16 protein-coding genes are annotated in these 19665 nt (G+C 68.8%); 7 read left to right on the top strand and 9 right to left on the bottom strand.

Annotation, left to right across the window (positions count from 1 at the left end):
• Positions 1 to 4: 4 nt before the first annotated feature.
• The 3 genes from H0B43_RS11940 to H0B43_RS11930 are packed head-to-tail and all read right to left on the bottom strand — an operon-like array spanning position 5 to position 3020.
• Positions 5 to 667, bottom strand: coding sequence for an IclR family transcriptional regulator (locus tag H0B43_RS11940; RefSeq protein WP_185727696.1), 663 nt, complete (start codon positions 665 to 667; stop codon positions 5 to 7).
• A gap of 37 nt (positions 668 to 704) precedes the next feature.
• Positions 705 to 1853: a CaiB/BaiF CoA-transferase family protein gene (locus tag H0B43_RS11935; protein WP_185727697.1), complete on the bottom strand. Its 1149-nt coding sequence runs from the start codon at positions 1851 to 1853 to the stop codon at positions 705 to 707.
• 15 nt (positions 1854 to 1868) lie between these two features.
• Positions 1869 to 3020, bottom strand: a complete 1152-nt coding sequence (locus H0B43_RS11930) for an acyl-CoA dehydrogenase family protein (protein ID WP_185727698.1) — start codon at positions 3018 to 3020, stop codon at positions 1869 to 1871.
• 192 nt (positions 3021 to 3212) lie between these two features.
• Here H0B43_RS11930 and H0B43_RS11925 point away from each other — a divergent pair, with 192 nt between their 5' ends.
• The gene (locus H0B43_RS11925) at positions 3213 to 3590 is read left to right on the top strand and encodes a hypothetical protein (RefSeq protein ID WP_185727699.1); all 378 of its coding nucleotides are present in this window, start codon (positions 3213 to 3215) and stop codon (positions 3588 to 3590) included.
• Between the two features lie 76 nt (positions 3591 to 3666).
• On the opposite strand, the gene H0B43_RS11920 is transcribed toward H0B43_RS11925, so the two are convergent.
• Positions 3667 to 3870 (bottom strand): cold-shock protein, encoded by a 204-nt coding sequence (locus H0B43_RS11920; RefSeq protein WP_005244612.1) that lies wholly within the window; start codon positions 3868 to 3870, stop codon positions 3667 to 3669.
• Between the two features lie 225 nt (positions 3871 to 4095).
• Between H0B43_RS11920 and H0B43_RS11915 the strand changes: the two genes are divergently transcribed.
• Positions 4096 to 4929 (top strand): alpha/beta fold hydrolase, encoded by an 834-nt coding sequence (locus tag H0B43_RS11915; protein WP_185727700.1) that lies wholly within the window; start codon positions 4096 to 4098, stop codon positions 4927 to 4929.
• A 20-nt stretch (positions 4930 to 4949) separates the two neighbouring features.
• Here the strand turns inward: H0B43_RS11915 and hutG are convergent, their stop codons facing one another.
• Genes hutG through H0B43_RS11895 form a run of 4 tightly spaced genes read right to left on the bottom strand, consistent with a single transcriptional unit; the run spans position 4950 to position 10352 of the window.
• Positions 4950 to 5912, bottom strand: a complete 963-nt coding sequence (gene hutG, locus H0B43_RS11910; RefSeq protein ID WP_185727701.1) for a formimidoylglutamase — start codon at positions 5910 to 5912, stop codon at positions 4950 to 4952.
• Positions 5909 to 7132 carry an imidazolonepropionase gene (gene hutI / locus H0B43_RS11905; RefSeq protein WP_185727702.1) on the bottom strand — a complete coding sequence of 408 codons (1224 nt, stop codon included), beginning with the start codon at positions 7130 to 7132 and terminating at the stop codon, positions 5909 to 5911. The genes hutG and hutI overlap by 4 nt, the downstream gene beginning before the upstream one ends.
• A gap of 47 nt (positions 7133 to 7179) precedes the next feature.
• Positions 7180 to 8856: a urocanate hydratase gene (gene hutU / locus H0B43_RS11900; RefSeq protein ID WP_185727703.1), complete on the bottom strand. Its 1677-nt coding sequence runs from the start codon at positions 8854 to 8856 to the stop codon at positions 7180 to 7182.
• Positions 8857 to 8915: 59 nt separating this feature from the next.
• Positions 8916 to 10352: a cytosine permease gene (locus H0B43_RS11895; RefSeq protein ID WP_185727704.1), complete on the bottom strand. Its 1437-nt coding sequence runs from the start codon at positions 10350 to 10352 to the stop codon at positions 8916 to 8918.
• A gap of 228 nt (positions 10353 to 10580) precedes the next feature.
• On the opposite strand from H0B43_RS11895, the gene H0B43_RS11890 reads away from it, so the two are divergent.
• Positions 10581 to 15260, top strand: a complete 4680-nt coding sequence (locus H0B43_RS11890) for an NAD-glutamate dehydrogenase (RefSeq protein ID WP_185727705.1) — start codon at positions 10581 to 10583, stop codon at positions 15258 to 15260.
• A gap of 105 nt (positions 15261 to 15365) precedes the next feature.
• Positions 15366 to 16127, top strand: coding sequence for a histidine utilization repressor (gene hutC, locus H0B43_RS11885; protein WP_185727706.1), 762 nt, complete (start codon positions 15366 to 15368; stop codon positions 16125 to 16127).
• A gap of 9 nt (positions 16128 to 16136) precedes the next feature.
• Here the strand turns inward: hutC and H0B43_RS11880 are convergent, their stop codons facing one another.
• Positions 16137 to 16730, bottom strand: coding sequence for a PadR family transcriptional regulator (locus H0B43_RS11880; protein ID WP_185727707.1), 594 nt, complete (start codon positions 16728 to 16730; stop codon positions 16137 to 16139).
• Between the two features lie 137 nt (positions 16731 to 16867).
• On the opposite strand from H0B43_RS11880, the gene H0B43_RS11875 reads away from it, so the two are divergent.
• The 3 genes from H0B43_RS11875 to H0B43_RS11865 all read left to right on the top strand — a co-directional run bounded on the left by H0B43_RS11875 (position 16868) and on the right by H0B43_RS11865 (position 19591).
• Positions 16868 to 18142 carry a glycosyltransferase family 87 protein gene (locus H0B43_RS11875; RefSeq protein ID WP_185727708.1) on the top strand — a complete coding sequence of 425 codons (1275 nt, stop codon included), beginning with the start codon at positions 16868 to 16870 and terminating at the stop codon, positions 18140 to 18142.
• A gap of 52 nt (positions 18143 to 18194) precedes the next feature.
• Positions 18195 to 18476 (top strand): DUF2277 domain-containing protein, encoded by a 282-nt coding sequence (locus H0B43_RS11870; protein ID WP_185950060.1) that lies wholly within the window; start codon positions 18195 to 18197, stop codon positions 18474 to 18476.
• A 107-nt stretch (positions 18477 to 18583) separates the two neighbouring features.
• Entirely contained in the window at positions 18584 to 19591 is a 1008-nt protein-coding gene (locus tag H0B43_RS11865) for an AraC family transcriptional regulator (RefSeq protein WP_185727709.1), read from the top strand.
• Positions 19592 to 19665: the final 74 nt, after the last annotated feature.

Below are 19665 nucleotides of genomic sequence, written 5' to 3'. Positions count from 1 at the left end.
CCACTCACGGGGTGGGGGACCCCAGTTCCGCGGACAGCGCGCGGCACCGCGCGGCGAGGACCGAGCCGTGCTGCGCGCAGAGGGCGTCGTCCAGGCGGAACGTCGGCCCGACGACGCTGAGGGCGCCCACGATCCGCCCCACCGCGTCATAGATGGGGGCCGCCACACCCGTCGAGTGGTCCTCGATGGTGTCGTGCGCGATCGCGTACCCCTCGCTCTGCAGATCGCCCCGCAGCGCGGCGCCGACGGCCGTGCCCACCAGCGGCACCGTCTGACCCACCCAGCCCATGTGCCGAATCGCGTGGGTGCCCTCGATCTGCGCGAGATACAGGGCCGTGCCCTTGGGGCCGTGCGTCGACAGGTACGTCGATTCGCGGGTCTCCTCCGCGATCGCGACCATCGCCGGCCGGGCCCGGGACAGCAACTGGTTGTCGCTGATCGCCCGGGCGCCGATCTGGAGAAGTCGCGGTCCGGCCCGGTAGACGTTGTCGTCGCCGCGGACGAGGAACTCGCTCTGCTCCATGCTGCGGATCAGGCGCAGCGCCGTGCTCGTGGCGAGGCCGGCGGCCTTGGCTGCGTCGCCGAGCGTCAGCCCACCCTGCTCGGTGATCGCGCCGAGCAGTTCGAAGGTGCGGCTCGCGCTGCGGGTCACATCTCCGGGGGCCATGGTGCGTCTCCTGACGGTCGCGGGTGTCGGCGTGAATCTACCGTGATCCGATTTCTGACAGCAGGGGTTGCCGGTGTTCGTCGAGGAGCGGGCTGCGGCGGACGCCGGGACGCGCGCTGTCGCCGAACACAACCGGCTGCCGGACGTAGTCGATGGTTCCCGCGACCGGATGATCGAACGACTCGACGAGCCGTCGATGCCTGCTCTGCTCGGACGACAACGCCTGTTCCACGTCCCAGATCTCGGAGCTTGCCAGTCCGGCCGCACCGAGGGCCGCGACCACCTCGGCGACGGTCTTGTCCTTCGCCCAGATCTCGATCTCCGTGCGCAGGGCGGGTTCGTGATCGGTGCGGGAGGTGTCGTCGGCGAAACGATTGTCACCGAGCAGGTCTGCACGGTCCATGGTGTGCGCCAGCTTCTCGAACCCGGCGTGGCTCGCGACGGCGAGGACGAACAACCCGTCCGACGCCCGGTACGTGTCGAACGGGGTAGAGACGGGATGGCGATTGCCCACTCCCGCCGGTGCGACGCCCGTTGCCTGCAGCTGGCTGTGTGCGGTGGGGAGCATGGCCAGCATGCTGTCGAACATGGCGACGTCGAGGTGCTGTCCCACCCCCGATTCGCGGGTTCCGACCAGTGCGGAGCTGATGCCCCAGGCGGCGAAGAGTCCCGCGACGAGGTCGCCGAACGATTCGCCGAGCCGGGTCGGCCCGGATTCGGGGGAGCCGGTGATGCTCATGATGCCGGACATCGCCTGGACCACGAGGTCGTAGGCGGCCGAGCCGGCGAGCGGCCCGTCCTGCCCGAAACCCGAGATCGACGCGTAGACGAGGCGCGGGTTACGGGCGTGCACGGTGTCGTAGTCGATGCCGAGCCGGGCGGTCACACCGGGCCGGAAGTTCTCGACGAGGACGTCCGCCGTGTCGAGGAGATCGAGCAGCACCTGACGATCCGCAGTGTCCTTGAGATTCAGTGCCAGCGAGCGCTTTCCGCGGTTGAGCACGTTGAAGTAGATGCTTTCGCCGTCGCGGAACGGTCCGAGGTGTCGCGAGTCCTCGCCGGCGACGGGCTCGATCTTGACGACGTCGGCGCCGGCGTCCGCGAGCAGCGCCGTGCAGTACGGTCCGGCCAGGACACGGGAGAGGTCGACGACGCGGATGCCGTCGAGGGGAGGCAGGGTAGGCATGGCGGTGGGTCCTTCTCAGTAATCGGTGGAGCGCGGGGAGGGCGCGTTGGACGCGATGGTGAGCAGCTGGATCTGCGAGGTGCCCTCGAAGATCCGCAGGATCCGGCAGTCGCGGTAGAGGCGTTCGATCTCGGACTCGCGCATGAAGCCGGCGCCGCCGTGAATCTGCACGGTCTGGTCGACGATCGAGAAGCAGGCCTCCGTCGCCACGTATTTCGACACGGAGGCGGCGCGGCGCAGGTCGGCCCCGGCATCCTTCACGTCGGCCACCCAGTCCGCGGTGACGCGGGAGGCGACGAGTTGCGCGTCGCACGCGCCGAGCAGCAGTTGGATCGCCTGGAATTCGGCGATGGGGTGGCCGAACTGCTTGCGTTCGGCCGCGTAGGAGCGGCCCAGTTCCCAAGCGCGCAGGGCGATTCCGTTGGCCATCGCGGCCACGTCGATGCGGGCCCGGTTGAGGGCGGTGAGCGCGATGTTGCCGCCGCGCCCCTCGATTCCCACCACGGCGTCGTGGGGGAGCACCACGTCGTCGAGGTACACGGTGTAGGTGGGTGCCGATCGGATGCCGAGTTTGTCCTGCGGCTCGGAGTAGCTCACGCCGGGTGTGCCCTGGGGGAGGACGAACGCGGTGATGCCGCGGAAGCCCGCGGACGGGTCGGTCTTGGCGAAGAGGACCACCACATCGGCCTCCTTGGCGTTGGAGATGTACGTCTTCGAACCGGACACGTGCCACCCGTCGTCCTCGCGCCGCGCGGTGGTGCGCATGGAGGCGATGTCGGAACCGGCGTCCGGTTCGGTGAGGGCGAACCCGGCGAGCAGTTCGCCGGACGCGAGCCGGGGCAGCCACCGCCGCTTCTGCTCCTCGGTTCCGCCGACCAGAATCGGCTCGAGCCCCAGGTAGTGGGCGGTGTAGATCGACGCGAGGGCGGCGTCGGTGCGGGCCACCTCCTCGATCGCGATCAGCTGCGTCTTGGTGGACAGACCCAGGCCGCCGAATTCCTCGGGTACCGAGATTCCCATGAGGTCCTGTTCGCCCAGTCGCTTCACCAGGTCCGCCGGAAACTCCCGCGTCTCGTCGCGGAACGCGGCGCCGGGGTGGATCTCGCGGTTGGCGAACGCACGCACGGTGGAACGGAACTCGGCGGCATCGAGCAGCTGATCGGACACGTGAACTCCTGTCGGAAAGATCGAAAATGCCATTTAGTGAAATAGCAATGCCACTTAGTGGCATATCGACTATGGAGGAAAGCGCCGAATTTGTCCAGGGTGCCGGTGTCCAGGGCGCGAGAGCGGGTACACGACGACAGACCGGTCCGTGGACGGCACGGCCGGGCCGTCGACACTGCAGAGGGAGGCATCATGCGCGCGATCACGCAAGGGATCGTCACCGCGGGAACACTGATCGGCGCCGTTCTCGTCGGCGCGGGGTCGGGCGCGGCGGAACCCGCAGCCGTCCCGTCCGGCACCTATCAGGGAACGACCACCGCGCCTGCGGGTGAGTTGATCTGGAAGGGCAAGACGTTCCAGGGCGGGACGGTCGTCAACAACTTCGCGTTCGGTGTGACCGGACTCGCGGGCACCACTTCGCAGGACGGGAACGGAAACACCGTCATCGACTACACCCCATCGGGTCTGGGGTTCCTGTCCGACAGGATTGCCCCCAACGCAGACGGGACCTACACCGGGGCCGTGTACGTGGGCGGCAACCAGGTGGGAAGTTTCGGCCTCTCGAGATAGCTGTCCCGGGGCCTACTACGACGACGAGGCCGCACCGCGCGGGTGCGACCTCGTCGTCACAGTGTCATCGGGGCTGTCAGACGGCCCGGACGTTCTGGGCCTGGGGGCCCTTCTGGCCCTGTCCGACCTCGAACTCCACCCGCTGGTTCTCCTCCAGCGACTTGTAGCCGCTGCCCGAGATCTCGGAGTAATGAACGAACACGTCCGCGCTGCCGTCGTCCGGCGCTATGAACCCGAAGCCCTTCTCGCTGTTGAACCACTTCACAACACCCTGCGCCATACCGTTCACTCCCTGCAGTTGCCGCCCGGCACCTCACATCGAGATACCGTTCGCGTGGGTATCATCCTGTCATCCTGACGCGCGCGCTTCCAGTGCAACGCCCACGATTCCTGCCGATTCCGGTCGCCGTGCCCGCTCTGTGGCACAAATTTCCCCCACAACCGATGATTCTGCGTGCCCGCGGCGGTCCTACCTTCGACCCGCATCACCCCGAGGAGGACTCGTATGACCCCGACACCGACCGCCACCGCCGAGCCCGGAACCCTGCAGGTCCCCGGAGCGAGTCTGTACTACGAGGTCAGGGGCGCAGGCCCGGTCGTGGTGCTGGTGGGCGCCCCGATGGACGCCGATTCCTTCGCGCAGGCGGCCGATCTGCTCTCGGCCGATCACACCGTGGTGACGACGGACCCGCGGGGCATTCACCGCAGCCCGGTCGACGACCGCGACCAGGATTCCACCCCCGAGATGCGCGGCGACGACCTGGCCCGGATCCTGACGCACCTCGACGCGGGACCGGCCGTCGTCTTCGGCTCCAGCGGCGGCGCCGTCAGTGCGCTCGCGCTGGTGCAGGCGCACCCCGAGCTGGTGCACACCCTGGTGGCGCACGAGCCGCCGCTGGACGAACTGCTGGACGACCGCGAGGAACTACGGGTGAAGACCGACGAGATCATCGACGCACACCTTGCCGGGGATGTCGTGGGGGCGTGGCGGAAGTTTCTGGCGCTGGCGAACATCGACCTGCCCGAGCCGGTGTTCCAGCAGATGTTCGCGGGCGAGCGCGATGCGCAGACGGAGGCGGACGAGCACTTCCAGCACGCGCACATGCTGCGTCCGACCCCCCGCTGGCGCCCGGACGTCGCCGTCCTGCGCTCGGTGCCGACCCGCGTTCTGGTCGGCCTCGGCGAGGCGTCCGCCGGGCAGCTCTGCGACCGCACCGCGCGGGCGCTCGCCGCGGAACTCGGCATCGAACCCACCATGTTCCCCGGCGGCCACATCGGTTTCGCCGAGGACCCGGCCTCGTTCGCCACCCGTCTGCGCGCCGTGCTGCGCGAGGGGTGAGCGGACGGTCCCGGGCGACCTCAGCGCACGATCGGGACCCGCTTCGTGACGATCCGATGGAGCAACCGCGCGGCGGTGCGCGCGGTGCGGTTGTCGACGTCGAACGACGGATTGAGTTCGGCCACATCGCAGACGGCGAGCTTGCCGCTGGCGGCGACGGCGTCGCACACGAATTGGATCGTCTCCGCAGGCACACCGTACGCGGCGGGAGCGCTCACCCCCGGTGCCACGGCGGCGGGGAGGACGTCGAGGTCGATGGTGAGATAGACGAGATCGACGTCGGAGAGGAAATCGCTGACGAACACCGCCACCCGGTGCCGGTCGGAGACCGAGCACTCGTCGTCCAGGAGATACCGGACGTCGTACCCGCGCGCGGTGTCGAACAGTGCGGTGGTATTGCTCGGCTGGCTGATGCCCAGCACCGAGTACTGGAGCGAGGTGCCCGCCGCGTGCTCCTGTTCGAGAATCTGCCGGAACGGGGTGCCCGAACTCGGGACCGGATCGGACCGCAGGTCGAAGTGGGCGTCCAGGTTCAGGATCCCGATCCGCCGGGTCGGGGTCCGGACCGATGCCTGCGCCAGACCGAGGTACGTCCCGTAGGCCACCTCGTGGCCGCCGCCGAGGACCACGGGGAACTGGCCGGCGTCGAGTGCCGCGGCCACCACGCCGCCGAGCGCCATCTGCCCCGTCTCCAGACGGTTGTCGGTGACCGCGACGGTGCCGGCGTCGTAGGCGCGGAGCGGCTCGGCGAGCGCCATCGACGACAGCGCGCCCCGCAACGCGTCCGGGCCGCGGGCCGCCCCGCGGCGTCCCTTGTTCCGCTCCACGCCCTCGTCGCACGCGAAGCCGACGAACACGCACGCGCCGGGTTCGGAATTGTCGCGAAGTGGGGTCACCGACTGGTGCCAGCGCAGGTGGTGGCTCGACGTGCCGTCCACCCTGCCGGTCCAGGGAGGTGGGGGGATCAACAGGTTCTCCATCATCGCAGTGCCCTTTCCTTCTCGTGGATGGTGCGCGCGGACCAGGCGAGTTCGCCGCCGCGCCACACATCGCTGACCAGGGGGACGCCGGGCCGGTAGGCCAGGTGTAGGTACGACGGCGCGGCGAGGGCGAGGGCGTCGGCCCGCGCGCCGGGACGCAGGACCCCGATGTCGTCACGCTGCAACGCGCGGGCGCCGCCCGCCGTCGCCGCCCAGATCGCCTCGTCCGGGGTCATGTGCATGTCGCGCACGGCGATCGCGATGCAGAACGGCAGGCTGGTGGTGTAGCTGGTGCCGGGGTTGCAGTCGGCACCCAGCGCCACCGTGACACCCGCGTCGAGCAGTGCCCGGGCGTCCGGGTACTTGTTCCGGGTGGAGAAGTCGGCACCCGGCAGCAAGGTGGCGACGGTCGAACTCTGTGCCAGTGCGTCGATGTCGGCCTGCGTCGTGTAGCAGACGTGGTCGACGGACGCGGCCCCCAGTTCGACGGCGAGTTGCACTCCGGGACCCTCGCGGAGCTGATTGCCGTGAACCCGGGGGATCAGCCCCTTCGCCATCCCGGCAGTGAGCACGGCGTGCGCCTGGTCGCGGTCGAACGCGCCGGTCTCACAGAACACGTCGATCCACTTGGCCTGAGGGGCACAGGCATCGATCATCTCCGCGCACACCATGGCGACGTAGTCGTCGGCGCGGCCCGCGTACTCCGGCGGTGGCACGTGCGCGGCGAGCAGCGTCACCTCGTCGGTGAGGGACGCTGCGATCCGCGTGCTGCGCAGTTCGTGCTCGACCGTCTGCCCGTACCCGGTCTTGCATTCCACGGTGGTGCTGCCCGACCGCAGGGACTCGTCGAGCAACCGCCGTGTATTCGACTGCAGCTGTTCGTCGGTGGCGTTGCGGGTGGCCTCGATCGTGTTGCGGATGCCACCCGCCGCGTACGGCTGCCCGGCCATCCGCGCCGCGAATTCTTCCGCGCGCTCCCCGCCGAACACGAGATGCGAATGGCTCTCGACGAAGCCGGGCAGCACCGCCCTGCCGTCGAGGTCGTGCCCGATGTCCGCCGCCGGCGCGGAGCCTGCGCTGCCGACCCAGGCCACCACGCCGCCGTCGAAGACGACGGCGGCGTCGCGGAGCAGCCCGAGCGGACCTTCCCCCACTGTCGGGTCGTTGGTCACCAGGGTGCTGATGCCGGTCAGCACTGTGGAGCGGGAGGTGTTCGCCGTCACTGCTGTTCCTTCCAGTGGTTCGAAAATACGGTCGCGCGGGCCTGCGGTCATCCTTCGGACATCGGCACGCGGACGCCGCGCTCGCGGGCGACGTCGGCGGCGTGGTCGTAGCCGGCGTCGACGTGCCGGATGACACCCATGCCGGGATCGTTGGTCAGGACCCGCTCGAGCTTCTCGGCCGCCAGGTCGGTGCCGTCCGCGATGCACACCTGACCGGCGTGGATGGAACGTCCCATGCCGACGCCGCCGCCCTGGTGGATGGACACCCACGACGCCCCCGACGCGGTGTTGACGAGTGCATTGAGCAGCGGCCAGTCGGCGATCGCGTCGGAGCCGTCGAGCATCGACTCGGTCTCGCGGTACGGGGACGCGACCGATCCGGAGTCGAGGTGGTCGCGGCCGATGGCGACGGGTGCGGACAACTCACCGGACGCCACCATCTCGTTGAACTTCAGGCCGGCCTTGTGCCGTTCGCCGTAGCCGAGCCAGCAGATCCGCGCGGGCAGGCCCTCGAACGCCACCTTCTCGCCTGCCATCGTGATCCAGCGCTTCAGGTGCTCGTTCTCGGGGAACAGTTCGAGGATCGCCTTGTCGGTTGCCTCGATGTCCTTCGGGTCGCCCGACAGCGCGGCCCAGCGGAACGGGCCGAGGCCCTCCTCGAACAGCGGGCGGATGTAGGCGGGGACGAATCCGGGGAAGTCGAACGCGCGGTAGTAGCCGGCCTTGCGGGCCTCGTCGCGGATGGAGTTGCCGTAGTCGAACACCTCGGCGCCCTTGTCCAGGAAGCCGACCATCGCGGCGACGTGGCGGGCCATCGACGCGCGGGAGTCCTCGGTGAACTTCGCCGGATCCTTGTCGGCCATCGCCTTCATGTCGGCGAAATCGATGCCGAGCGGCAGGTACGACAGCGGGTCGTGCGCCGACGTCTGGTCGGTGACGATGTCGATGGGGGCGTTCATGGCGAGCAGTTCGGGGAAGATCTCCGCGGCGTTGCCCTCCAGGCCGATCGACAGCGGGCGCTTCGCGTCGCGTGCCTCGATCGCCAGCCGCAGGGCGTCCTGGACGTCGGTGGCCTTGGTGTCGAGGTACTTGTGCGCGATGCGGCGGTCGATGCGGGTGACGTCACAGTCGACGCAGATCGCGACGCCGTCGTTCATCGTCACGGCGAGGGGCTGCGCGCCGCCCATGCCGCCGAGTCCGGCCGTCAGCGTGATGGTGCCGGCGAGCGAACCGCCGAAGCGCTTCCGGGCGACCGCACCGAACGTCTCGTACGTGCCCTGCAGGATGCCCTGCGTGCCGATGTAGATCCACGATCCGGCCGTCATCTGCCCGTACATGATCAGGCCGAGGGCGTCGAGCTTGCGGAACTCCTCCCAGTTCGCCCAGTCGCCGACGAGGTTCGAGTTCGCGAGCAGCACACGGGGCGCCCACTCGCTGGTGCGGAACACACCCACGGGCTTGCCGGACTGCACCAGCATCGTCTCGTCCGACTTCAGCGTCTTCAGTGTGCGGACCATCGCGTCGAACGCTTCCCAGCTGCGCGCGGCCTTGCCGGTGCCGCCGTAGACGACGAGGGAGTCGGGGTGCTCGGCGACCTCGGGGTCGAGGTTGTTCATCAGCATGCGCAGGGCGCCTTCTTGCTGCCAGCCGAGGGTCGTCAGTTCGGTGCCGCGGGGCGCCGAGACGTGGCGGGGTCCGGAAACCGGAGGCGTCGTGGTGGTCATGTCGTGTACTCCTTGATGGTCGAACGTGAGAGGGGAAAGAGTCTGGGGGTCAGGGTGTTTCACAGACGCGAATCGGCCATGGCGGTATTCGTCGGATAGATCATCGATGCGGGCGGGTTGCTGCTGCGCCGGGCGAGCGGGTAGTAGAGGGCGGCGGTGAAGACGATGCCGACTATCCACGAGATGTCCGCGCCGCCCAGCATTTCCGTGACCGGCCCGGTGTAGAGCTTCTGCGCGAGGAACGGTATCTGCGCCACGACACCGATGGCATAGCAGCTCATCGCCGTCTTGTTCCAGCGACCGTAGCGGCCCTCCGGGTCGTACAACGCCGGGATGTCCACGCGCTCCTTGGAGATGAGGTAGTAGTCGATCAGGTTGATGGCGCTCCACGGGGTGAACACCATCAGCAGCACGAGGACGAAGTTCTTGAAGTTGTTGAGGAAGTCGGCGCTGGCGCCGATCGCGATCAGCATCGACACGGCGACGAACCCGATGATGTACAGGGTGCGGGCCCGCGACGAGATGCGCGACTGTCCGTTGAAGGCGGTCACCGTGGTGAGGATCGACATGAATCCGCCGTACGCGTTGAGGCAGTTGATCGTGAGCTTCCCGACCAGGATCACCAGGTAGATCATCAGGGCGATCACCGCGGGTCCGGCGAGACCGCCGATGAAGCCGACCTGGTCGCTGAGGAACGCGTCGCCCGCGACGGCCGCGACGAGCGCGCCGAACGTCATCGACCACTGCGAGCCGATCACGCTGCCCGCGAACGTCGACCAGAACGTGGTCCGCTCGCTCGTCGAGCGCGGCAGGTAGCGGGAGTAGTCCGCGACGTACGGTCCGAACGTGAGCTGCCAGCCCGCCCCGAGCGAGATCGCCAGCAGGAACGTGACGATGTCGAAACCCTTGATCCCGACGAACGCGGCCACGTCGTATTCGGCGAACAACCGGATCGCGAGGTAGGTGAAGCCGAGGATGCCGACCACGGTCGCGATCTTGCCGACGACGTGGATCAACTTGTATCCCGTTACCGCGACGAACGCGGTCATCGCACCGAAGATCAGGATGCCGACGGTCGGGTTGTCGATGTGGAGGATCTCGTTGACGGCCTGACCGGCGAGGACGCTGCCGGTCGCGGCGAACCCGAGGTACATCAGGACGACGAGGACCAGCGGGAGGACGGCACCGAGAACACCGAACTGCGCGCGGCTCGAAATCATTTGTGGCAGACCGAGGCGCGGTCCCTGGGCGGAGTGCAGCGCCATCACGGCGCCGCCGAAGAGGTTGCCGATCAGCAGGCCCACGATGGCCCACAGTGCGTCGGCGCCGAAGACGACCGCGAGGGCGCCGTCGACGATCGCAGTGATCTGCATGTTGGCGCCGAACCAGAGCGTGAACTGGCTGCGCGGAGATCCGTGGCGCTCGTCGTCCGGGACGACGTCGATGGTGCGACGCTCCGGCGCGAGGCTGATCTCGGGAGGTCCCTCGTGTGTCATAGGCCTGATGTCTCTCTGTGACGAGTCCGGCAGCTGGGTCGGTCCCGGGGTGCTCTGTCCCATGTCCTGAATCCAGTGTGCTCTGACTCACGTTTTTTATCGCCTTAGATGTATAGTCCTGTATAGACAACCCCCTGTCAAGCGTTCTCCCCGGACCCAGCCGAGAGGCGTGCCGGCCCGCCACTGCACCAGTCGGGAGTGTCGAAGCTTCCGACGGAAGGTACTGACATGAGAGTAATTTCGACGTCCTCACAATCGCTCGAGGGCGATGAGCAGCTGTTTTCCGATCAGGACGCCCGCAGGCGCGTCCTCGACCTCTACCTCCGCGCCGCCGGTCGACCCTCCGCCGACGACGGAGATCCCGAGGCGCGCGAGCGCATCGCGCACACCCATCTGGACACCGGGCGACTCCGGATCCCCGGCACCGCGGTGGTGCGGGGCATCGATGCCGACGACCCCAGCGGAATCGGGCCCGCCGTGCAGATCGTCACCGACGACATGGCCCTGCTCGTCGAATCGGTGCTCCTGACCGCCGCCAAGGTCGGTGCCCCGATCGACGAGGCGCTACACCCGGTGCTCGTCGCCCGCCGCTCGGAGTCGGGACAGCTCACCGACCTGCTGCCCGCCGCCGACCCGGGAACGGCGGAGTCCTGGATCCACGTCGGACTGCGTTCGGACACCACCGACACCATCGTCGCCGCACTCGTCGCGGCGCTGGACACTGTCCTCGCCGACGTGCGCCGGGTGGACATGGACCTGGCGCGCATGCGCGCACTCCAGATCCAGGTCTCCGAACACCTCGACACGCAGGCCGGGCAGGACCCGCTGTCCGACGAACTCCGGGAAGCCGCCGACTTCCTGCGCTGGTGCGAAGCCGGCAACTTCACCGTCCTCGGATACGCGCGATACGGCAACGACGGCGCACCCGGGGAAACTCTGGGCGTGCTCCACGACCGGGACGATGATCGCCCGCAGGCCGCGGAATCCGGGCCCGTCCTGGCAATCGGGCAGGCGGCGCTTCCGGTGTCCGTGCATCGTTCGTCGTATCCGTCCGTGATCGGTGTGCGGGCGGGCGGAGTCGAGCACCGCTTCGTCGGCGCGTTCACCCCGGCGGGCCGACACGAGAACGTTCTCGACATCCCCGGGGCGGGACGCCGGGTGCGGGCCCTCCTCGACCGCGCCGGCTTCGACGTCGACTCCTTCTCCGGGCAGGCCGTGCTGCAGGTCGTGCAGGCGCTGCCGCTGACCGAACTGTTCGCGGCGAGCCCGGACTCGCTGCATTCGGCCCTGACGGAGGTCGCGGGCATCACCGCCCGCGAGCACATCCACCTGTTCCTGCGCACGGACGCCGTCGGCGACAGCATGTCGGCGCTGGTGTTCATTCCCCGCGATCGGTACAACACCCGCACCCGACTGGCGGCCCAGCGCGTGCTCCTGGACGAATTGGGCGGCACCGCCGTCGAATACACCACCAATGTGTCCGAGTACCCGCTGGCCGTCGTGCACTTCACGATGCGGGTTCCGGCGGGCACCGCGGTGACGGACGCACGCCGCCTGGACGTTCAGCGCCGGATTTCCCGAGCCTGCCGGACGTGGGAAGACCGGTTCCGCGGACAGGCCGGTGCGGTCCCACGCGACCTCCTCGCGCACTATGCGGACCACTTCCCGGAGGGGTACAAGCACGACTTCGACACCCCGCGCGCCCATGCGGATGTGGCGGTGTTCGAGAGACTGAGGGACGGCGCAATCGATACGCGGCTCGAGGCGAACGAGGCCGACTGGCGTTTCACGCTCTTCGTCGGCGGCGCTCCCGCCTCCCTCGGCGACGTGCTTCCGATCCTGCAGAGCCTCGGTGTCGCCGTGCTCGACGAGCGCCCGTACACCGTGATGAACAGTCGCGGAACAGACTGCTGGATGTACGAATTCGGGATTCGCCACGCGGCGCCGGGACCGGTGGACGACGGGCTGCCGCGACGCTTCACGGAGACGTTCGCCGCGGCATGGGAGTCGCGGGCCGAGGCGGACAGCTTCAACGAACTCGTCCTCCGGGCGGGCCTGGACTGGCGTGAGGTGGAGGTGCTGCGGGCCTACGGACGCTACCTCCGGCAGGGCGGCTTCCCGTACAGCCAGAACCACATCGCCACCGTCCTCGGTGATCATCCCGCCATCTCGCAGGAACTGATCCGGCTGTTCGCCGCGCGATTCGACCCGGACGGCACGGCGGACTGCGGCGACGTGGTCGCCGCTCTGGAAACGGCGATCGGCGATGTGCTCGGCCTCGACGCCGACCGCATCCTGCGGGCCTATCTGACCGTGGTCCTGGCGACGCTCCGCACGAACCGCTACGCGAACCGGGGCCGTGAACGTGGCGTCCTGTCGTTCAAGTTCGATCCGCAGCAGATCCCGGAACTGCCGCAGCCGCGGCCGCGTTTCGAGATCTACGTCTACTCGCCGTGGGTGGAGGGCGTGCACATGCGTTTCGGCGCGGTGGCGCGGGGAGGCTTGCGGTGGTCCGACCGCAAGGAGGACTTCCGCACCGAAGTGCTCGGCCTGGTCAAGGCGCAGGCGGTGAAGAACTCGGTGATCGTGCCCGTCGGCGCGAAGGGCGGATTCGTCGTCGCGCGTCCACCCGCCCCCACCGGCGACCCGCAGCGGGATCGGGACGCCCAACGCGCCGAGGGTGTTCGCTGCTACCGCAGCTTCATCAGCGGACTGCTCGACGTCACCGACAACGTGGACCTCGCGAGCGGCGCCGTGATTCCGGCACCGCGGGTGGTGCGGCACGACGGCGACGACACGTACCTGGTCGTCGCCGCGGACAAGGGCACCGCCACGTTCTCCGACATCGCCAACGACGTTGCCGCGCAATACGGATTCTGGCTCGGCGACGCGTTCGCGTCGGGCGGATCCGTCGGCTACGACCACAAGGCGCTCGGTATCACCGCCAAGGGTGCATGGGAGAGCGTGAAGCGGCATTTCCGGGAGATGGGCGTCGACACGCAGTCGCAGGAGTTCACGGCCGTCGGGATCGGCGACATGAGCGGTGACGTGTTCGGCAACGGCATGCTCGCAAGCCAGCACATCCGGCTCGTTGCCGCGTTCGATCACCGGCACGTGTTCCTCGATCCGAATCCCGACGCCGCCACGTCGTTCGCGGAGCGGGAACGGCTCTTCGCGCTGCCGAGGTCGTCGTGGGCGGACTACGCACCCGAACTGATCAGCACGGGCGGCGGCGTGTGGGAACGATCCAGAAAGAGCGTGCCGATCAGCGAGGAGGCGCGGCGCGCGCTCGGACTGAGCCCCGGGACCACCGAATTGTCCCCACCCGACCTGGTCCGCGCGATCCTGCGGGCGCCTGTCGACCTGCTGTGGAACGGCGGAATCGGCACATACGTGAAGGCGGGCACCGAAACACATCTGGACGTAGGGGACAAGGGCAACGACGGTGTCCGCGTCGACGGCGCCGACGTGCGCGCCCGGGTGGTCGGGGAGGGTGGCAACCTCGGCTTCACCCAGCTGGGGCGCATCGAATTCTCCCGTGCCGGCGGACGCATCAACACCGACGCTCTCGACAACTCCGCCGGCGTGGACTGCTCCGACCACGAGGTCAACATCAAGGTCCTGCTCGACGCTCTCGTCAGCGGCGGACGTCTCGCCGCGGAGGACCGCGCCGCTGTGCTCGCCGGTATGTCCGGCGAGGTGTCGGCACTCGTGCTCGCCGACAACGTCGCCCAGAACGACGTCCTGGGCACGAGCCGCGCCGACGCCGCCGCGTCGATCACGGTGCATGGTCGGCTCATCGGCCACCTCGAAGGCCGCTACGGGCTGGACCGCGCCATCGAGGTGCTGCCGTCCCGGAAGGAGATCGCCGCCCGGGAACGCGCCGGGACGGGACTCACCTCGCCCGAACTCGCGACGCTGATGGCGCACGTCAAGCTGGCCCTGAAATCGGACCTCCTGTCCGGCGACCTACCCGACAGCCCCGCGTTCGCCGACGCCCTCGCCGGGTACTTCCCACGCAGGCTGAGGGAAACCTTCGGCGACGCCATCGGCGAACACCCGCTACGCCGGGAGATCGTCGCGACGGTCCTCACCAACGACGTCGTCGACAACGGCGGCATCACCTACGCCTTCCGGCTGGGGGAGGAGGCGGGTGCGAGCAGCGCCGACGCCGTGCGGGCCTTCGCGGTGGTCTCCACTGTGTTCGATCTGCCGTCCCTGGGGAACGACATCCGGGAGGCGGGGCTGGACGCCGCCCTCGCCGACGAACTCACCCTGTTCACCCGCCGGCTGCTCGACCGCGCGTCGCGGTGGATGCTGACCCGCAGGCCCCAGCCGCTCGCGGTCGGGGCTGAGATCAGCCGATTCCGCGACCGTCTCGCCGAGCTGACACCACACGTCGCGGGGTGGCTGTGCGGTGAGGATGCGGAGAACCTCCGGAGCCGCACCGCCGCGCTGGTGGCCCGCGGGGTTCCCGCGGACCTCGCCGGACGGGTGCAACTCCTCCTCGACCGGTTCGCGCTCCTCGACATCGTCGAGATCGCCGACATCACCTCACGCGATCCCCGCGAGGTGGCGCAGGTGTACTACCGCCTCGGGGAGTACCTCGGGCTGGTGCACCTCCTCGTCGGTGTGTCGCAGCTGGGCCGGGGCACCCGGTGGAACGCGCTGGCCCGGTTGTCGTTGCGCGACGAGCTGTACGACACGGTCCGGGCACTGTGCCTCGACGTGATCGCGGGCGGTGAAGCCGTGGACACGGCCGAGCAGAAGATCGGGGAGTGGGAGGACCGCAATGCGGCCCGGCTGGCGCGGGCGCGTCACACGCTCGACGCCGTCACGGAGTCGGGCGAGCACGACCTGGCCGCCCTCTCCGTCGCGACCCGGCAACTGCGCAGCATGGTGAGGTGACACCGGGCGCACCGCGCGATTAAGGCTTTCCCGTGCAGTCGGCCGATAGACTGCAACGGCCGACTGCACGGGAAGTTCATCGGCGTTGCGGAGGAATGGGTACCAGTGGTGGAGATCGCAGTAGTCGACGCGGAGCTTGCTGCGTTGTACAACGGACCGGGGGCGGAGTCGGCCCCGGCGTACGAACGCGTCAAGCATCTGATCGTGTCGCAGATCAACGCCGGGCGCTGGCAGGAAGGCGACCAGCTGCCCTCCGAGAATCAGCTCGTGAACGCGCTGGGGCTGTCCCGCATGACCATCAACCGCGCGCTCCGCGAGCTCACCGCCGACGGTCTGGTGGTGCGGCTGATGGGGGTGGGCACGTTCGTGGCGGCCACGAAGACGGCGTCGCCGCTGTTCGAGGTCAAGAACATCGCGGACGAGATCCAGCAGCGCGGCCACCGCCACCGGACCGAGGTGGTGTACGTCCGCGAGGAAGACGCCGATCCGGCCAACGCCTTCATCCGGGACTCCATCCGCGGCAAGGTGTTCCACTCGCTGATGGTCCATTACGAGGACGACACCCCGATCCAGCTCGAAGACCGGTTCGTCAACCCCGCAGAGGCCCCGGGATATCTGAATCAGGACTTCACCCAGCAGACGCCCAATCACTATCTGAGCGTGGAGGCTCCGCTGACGAGGGGCGAGCACGTCGTCGAAGCGATCCTCGGATCGCCCGAAGAATGCCGGCTCCTCCACATCGAGCGTTCCGAGCCGTGCCTGCTGATCCGACGCCGCACCTGGTCGTCCAGAGGACTCGTCAGCGCCGCCCGGCTCGTGCACCCCGGGTCGCGGAACCGGCTCGAAGGAACGTTCGGGACGGGCTGATCCGGAGGTTCACGGCTGCTCGGCCGTCGTCCGCGCGGCGGGCCAGGTGAGGTGGCCCGCGTGGATGTCGGAGATCGTCGACGCGATCCACGCGAGTTCGCTTCGCGCGGCATGCAGGGCATAGTCCGCCTCGACGACGAACAGGCGGGGCACGCCCTCGTCGTGTGCGCGCGTGAGCCTCGCCTGATCGGATTCGATTCTCGCGGTGAGCCGTTCGGCGCGTTCGGTCAGCGCATCGACGGCGCCCTCGCGTCCCAGCGCGCCGAGATAGCTGAGCGCCGCGAAGAACGGTGAGAACTCTCGTGCGGCACTGCGGATCTTGGTGTCCAGACGCGTCACGAGTTCCGCGCGCCCGGTGTCGGTGAGGGCGTAGACGGTGCGGGCCGGCCGCCCGTCCCGTTGCGCCCGTTCGTGTTCCTCGATCCACCCGGCCGTCGTGAGGGCCCCGACCACATTGTTGAGTGAACCGCGATTGAGCGGCCACTGACCCGCCTCGCTGCGGTCGCGCAGCGTGACCTCCACCTGGTACGGGTGCATCGGCGATTCGAGGAGAAGGCCGAGCACCGGCAGCACGAGGGGATTGTCGAGAACGCGAGCAGGCATGGTCTGAATATACCGGTCGAAATAAACTATGACGAAGTGCGTGGTTCGGACGCCGCGACCTCGCCTTTGTCACGATTGGGTCACGGCCAGCTACGGTGGATCGTTGACCACGACGCCGATCATGAAAGAACAAATTCTTGTTACCGAGTGAATCGAAGTTCAGGGCTTATCGTCTCCACGCCGTCGCGCTCCTCGTGGGCATCGTCTCCCTGGGGGTGGTGGCCTACCGGGAGTTCGATGCGGCGACGGGCTACCTGATGGATCTCTCCGTCTTCCGCGACGCCGGGCACGCCTTCCTCAGCGGGCTGCCCCTCTACTCCGCGGACTTCCCGAGCAGTTCCGGGTTCAGATTCATCTACGCGCCCTTCGCGGCGATCCTCTTCGCACCGATGGCGGAGATCGACCCCGCGGTCCTGCAGGCGCTGTGGTGCGCCCTCAACCTCGGGCTCGTGTGGTGGATGCTCAAAGTGGCGCTGTCGAAACTCGACGTCGCACGGCCCGAACTTCTCGCTCTGCTGTCGATGGGGCCGGTACTGCTCCTCGAACCAATGCGCTCGAACTTCGACTTCGGCCAGATCAACATCATCCTCATGGCGCTCGTGGTCGCCGACTGCGCCGGGGTGATCCCGCAACGGTTCCGTGGAATCGCGATCGGCCTCGCCGCGGCCGTCAAGATCACCCCCGCCGCGTTTCTGCTGGTCCTGCTCGTCCGCCGCGACTTCCGCTCGATCGGACGGGCGCTTGCGACGATCCTCGTCACCGTCGCCCTCGGCTTCTGGCTGCTGCCCCAGTCGTCGGTGTGGTTCTGGACCACCGAGTTCTTCGCCACCGGCCGCGCGGGCGCGCCCGACTTCTTCCGCAACCAGGCGGTCACCGGCGTCATCGCCCGGCTCGGCGCGGAGGGTCTGCTCGCGAGCATCCTGTGGGTCCTCAGCGCGGCCGTCATCGTGTCCGCCGCCGCATGGTCGGCCCACCGGTTCACCCGCTCGGGTGAGCACCTGATCGCGCTGTCGATCGTCGCCCTGGCATCCCTGCTCGCCGCGCCGTTCGCCGTCACCCACCACTGGGCGTACAGCATCCTGCTCGTCCCGATCCTGATCGCCCCGCAATACCGCAGCTGGCGGCCGCTGGTCGGCGCCGCGACCGTCATCTTCCTGATCGGACCCAACTTCGTGCTGCAATCCTCGTCGTCCGGCTGGGTGGAGGCCGCGGTGCGCGAGGTGATCGGCAGCTCGCAGTGCCTCGTCGCACTCGTCCTGCTCGGAGCGGCCGTCGTCGCCGCCCGGTCCCGCACCCCGCTCCCGGACTCCGTGCCCTCCGATGCCGTGCCCTCCGATGTCGTGGTCTCGGACGCCGTCCCCTCGGATGCCGTGCCGTCGGACGCCGATGCGCTGGAGTCGGCCCGCGGTTAGTGGCCCGCGCCGACGAGCCGCGCGGAGGCCGGGGCGGCGCTATCGTCGAGTCATGTGCCGAAACATCACCGAGCTGCGCGGACTCGAACCGGCGGCCACCGCGGAGGAAATCGAGGCGGCGGCGCGTCAATACGTCCGGAAGGTCAGCGGGATCCAGAAGCTGTCCGACGCCAACCAGGAGCCCTTCGAGGAGGCCGTCGCCGTCGTCACCGAGGCCACCACGAAACTGCTCGCCGCACTCCCGCCGCGCAAGCAGCCGCCCCAAACCGTGCCTCCGCTGCGACGACCGGAGGTCCGGGCGCGCATCGCGGCGAAGGCCGCGTCATCCAGCTGAGCGCGGCGAAGGCCGCGTCATCCAGCTGAGCGCGGCGAAGGCCGCGGCCACATCCTAGCCGGCCGATCGGGTGGTGTCGGGAACGGCCGGTGTGCTCTACGCTCCGGATGGTGGACGTCGTGCACTCGCTGGATCCGCTTTCCGATGTCGCAGTATCGGCTGCGTCGTCGTCGGACTGGGACGAGATCCGGGCCTGGTCGGATCGGGTGTACATGCCGTACCGGGTGCGGTCCACGGGACGACTGCTCCAGCCGCGTTCGAGCATGTACTCGGCACCCATCGGCGACGTCACCCTCACCCGCTTCCGGTACGGGGTTCCGGTCACCGTCGACGACATCTCCGCCGACGCCGGCAACATTCTGGTCTTGACGACGATCCGCGGATCCGCCCGGCACCGGGTCGGCGCGGCCGAGGTGGAGGTCGGCTCCGGTGGCACGTTTGTGGTGGACTGCAGCCGGATCGAGCACTACATCCAATTCGACGAGTCGGATTTGCAGCTGAATCTGACGGTGCCGCACCGCCTGGTCGCCGACGCCGCCGATCGGTGGTTCGGATATCGGCCCGACGACCGCCTGTGGCAGCACAAGTGTGTGATCGGTGCCGGGCAGCAGTCGGCGTGGAACGCGCTTCTCGCGTACGCGGTGCGGTCGATAGCCGCCGCTCCCGACCGGATCGCTCACGGCCGCCCGGGCATTCACCTCCAGGAGATGCTCCTCGGTCACCTGCTCGCCGAATGGGCCGCGGCGGCGGGGATCGCCCTCGACGGCGGCGCGAGTGACGTGGCCCCCGACTACGTGGGGCGCGCTGAGCACTACATGCGCGACCACGCCGCCGAACTGCCGACGGTCAGCGACGTCGCCGCGGCGGTGGGGGTGAGTGTGCGGGCGCTGTCGGGAGCGTTCCGTCGCTACCGGGAGACCACGCCGAATCGCTTCCTCACCGAGGTGCGGCTCCAGCGAATCCACGACGAACTTACCGCCGCGACATCGGAGTGCACCGTGTCCGCCGTCGCCGGCCGCTGGGGTTACGTCAACATGGGCGTCTTCGCCGCGGCCTACCGCGGCCGGTTCGGGGAGAACCCGTCCCGCGCGCTCGCCCGCGCCCGCCGCCGGTAGTGCCGAAATCCGACAGCCGGACCGCCGAATCGAGGTGGTCTACGTCACAGTTGCCTCCGTAGTGTCCGTTCCGA

The sequence above is a fragment of the Rhodococcus sp. 4CII genome (assembly GCF_014256275.1).
Classification (GTDB): Bacteria; Actinomycetota; Actinomycetes; order Mycobacteriales; family Mycobacteriaceae; genus Rhodococcus_F; species Rhodococcus_F wratislaviensis_A.
Note: the sequence above shows the minus strand (reverse complement) of the source record. Positions and strands in the feature narration are given on the sequence as shown.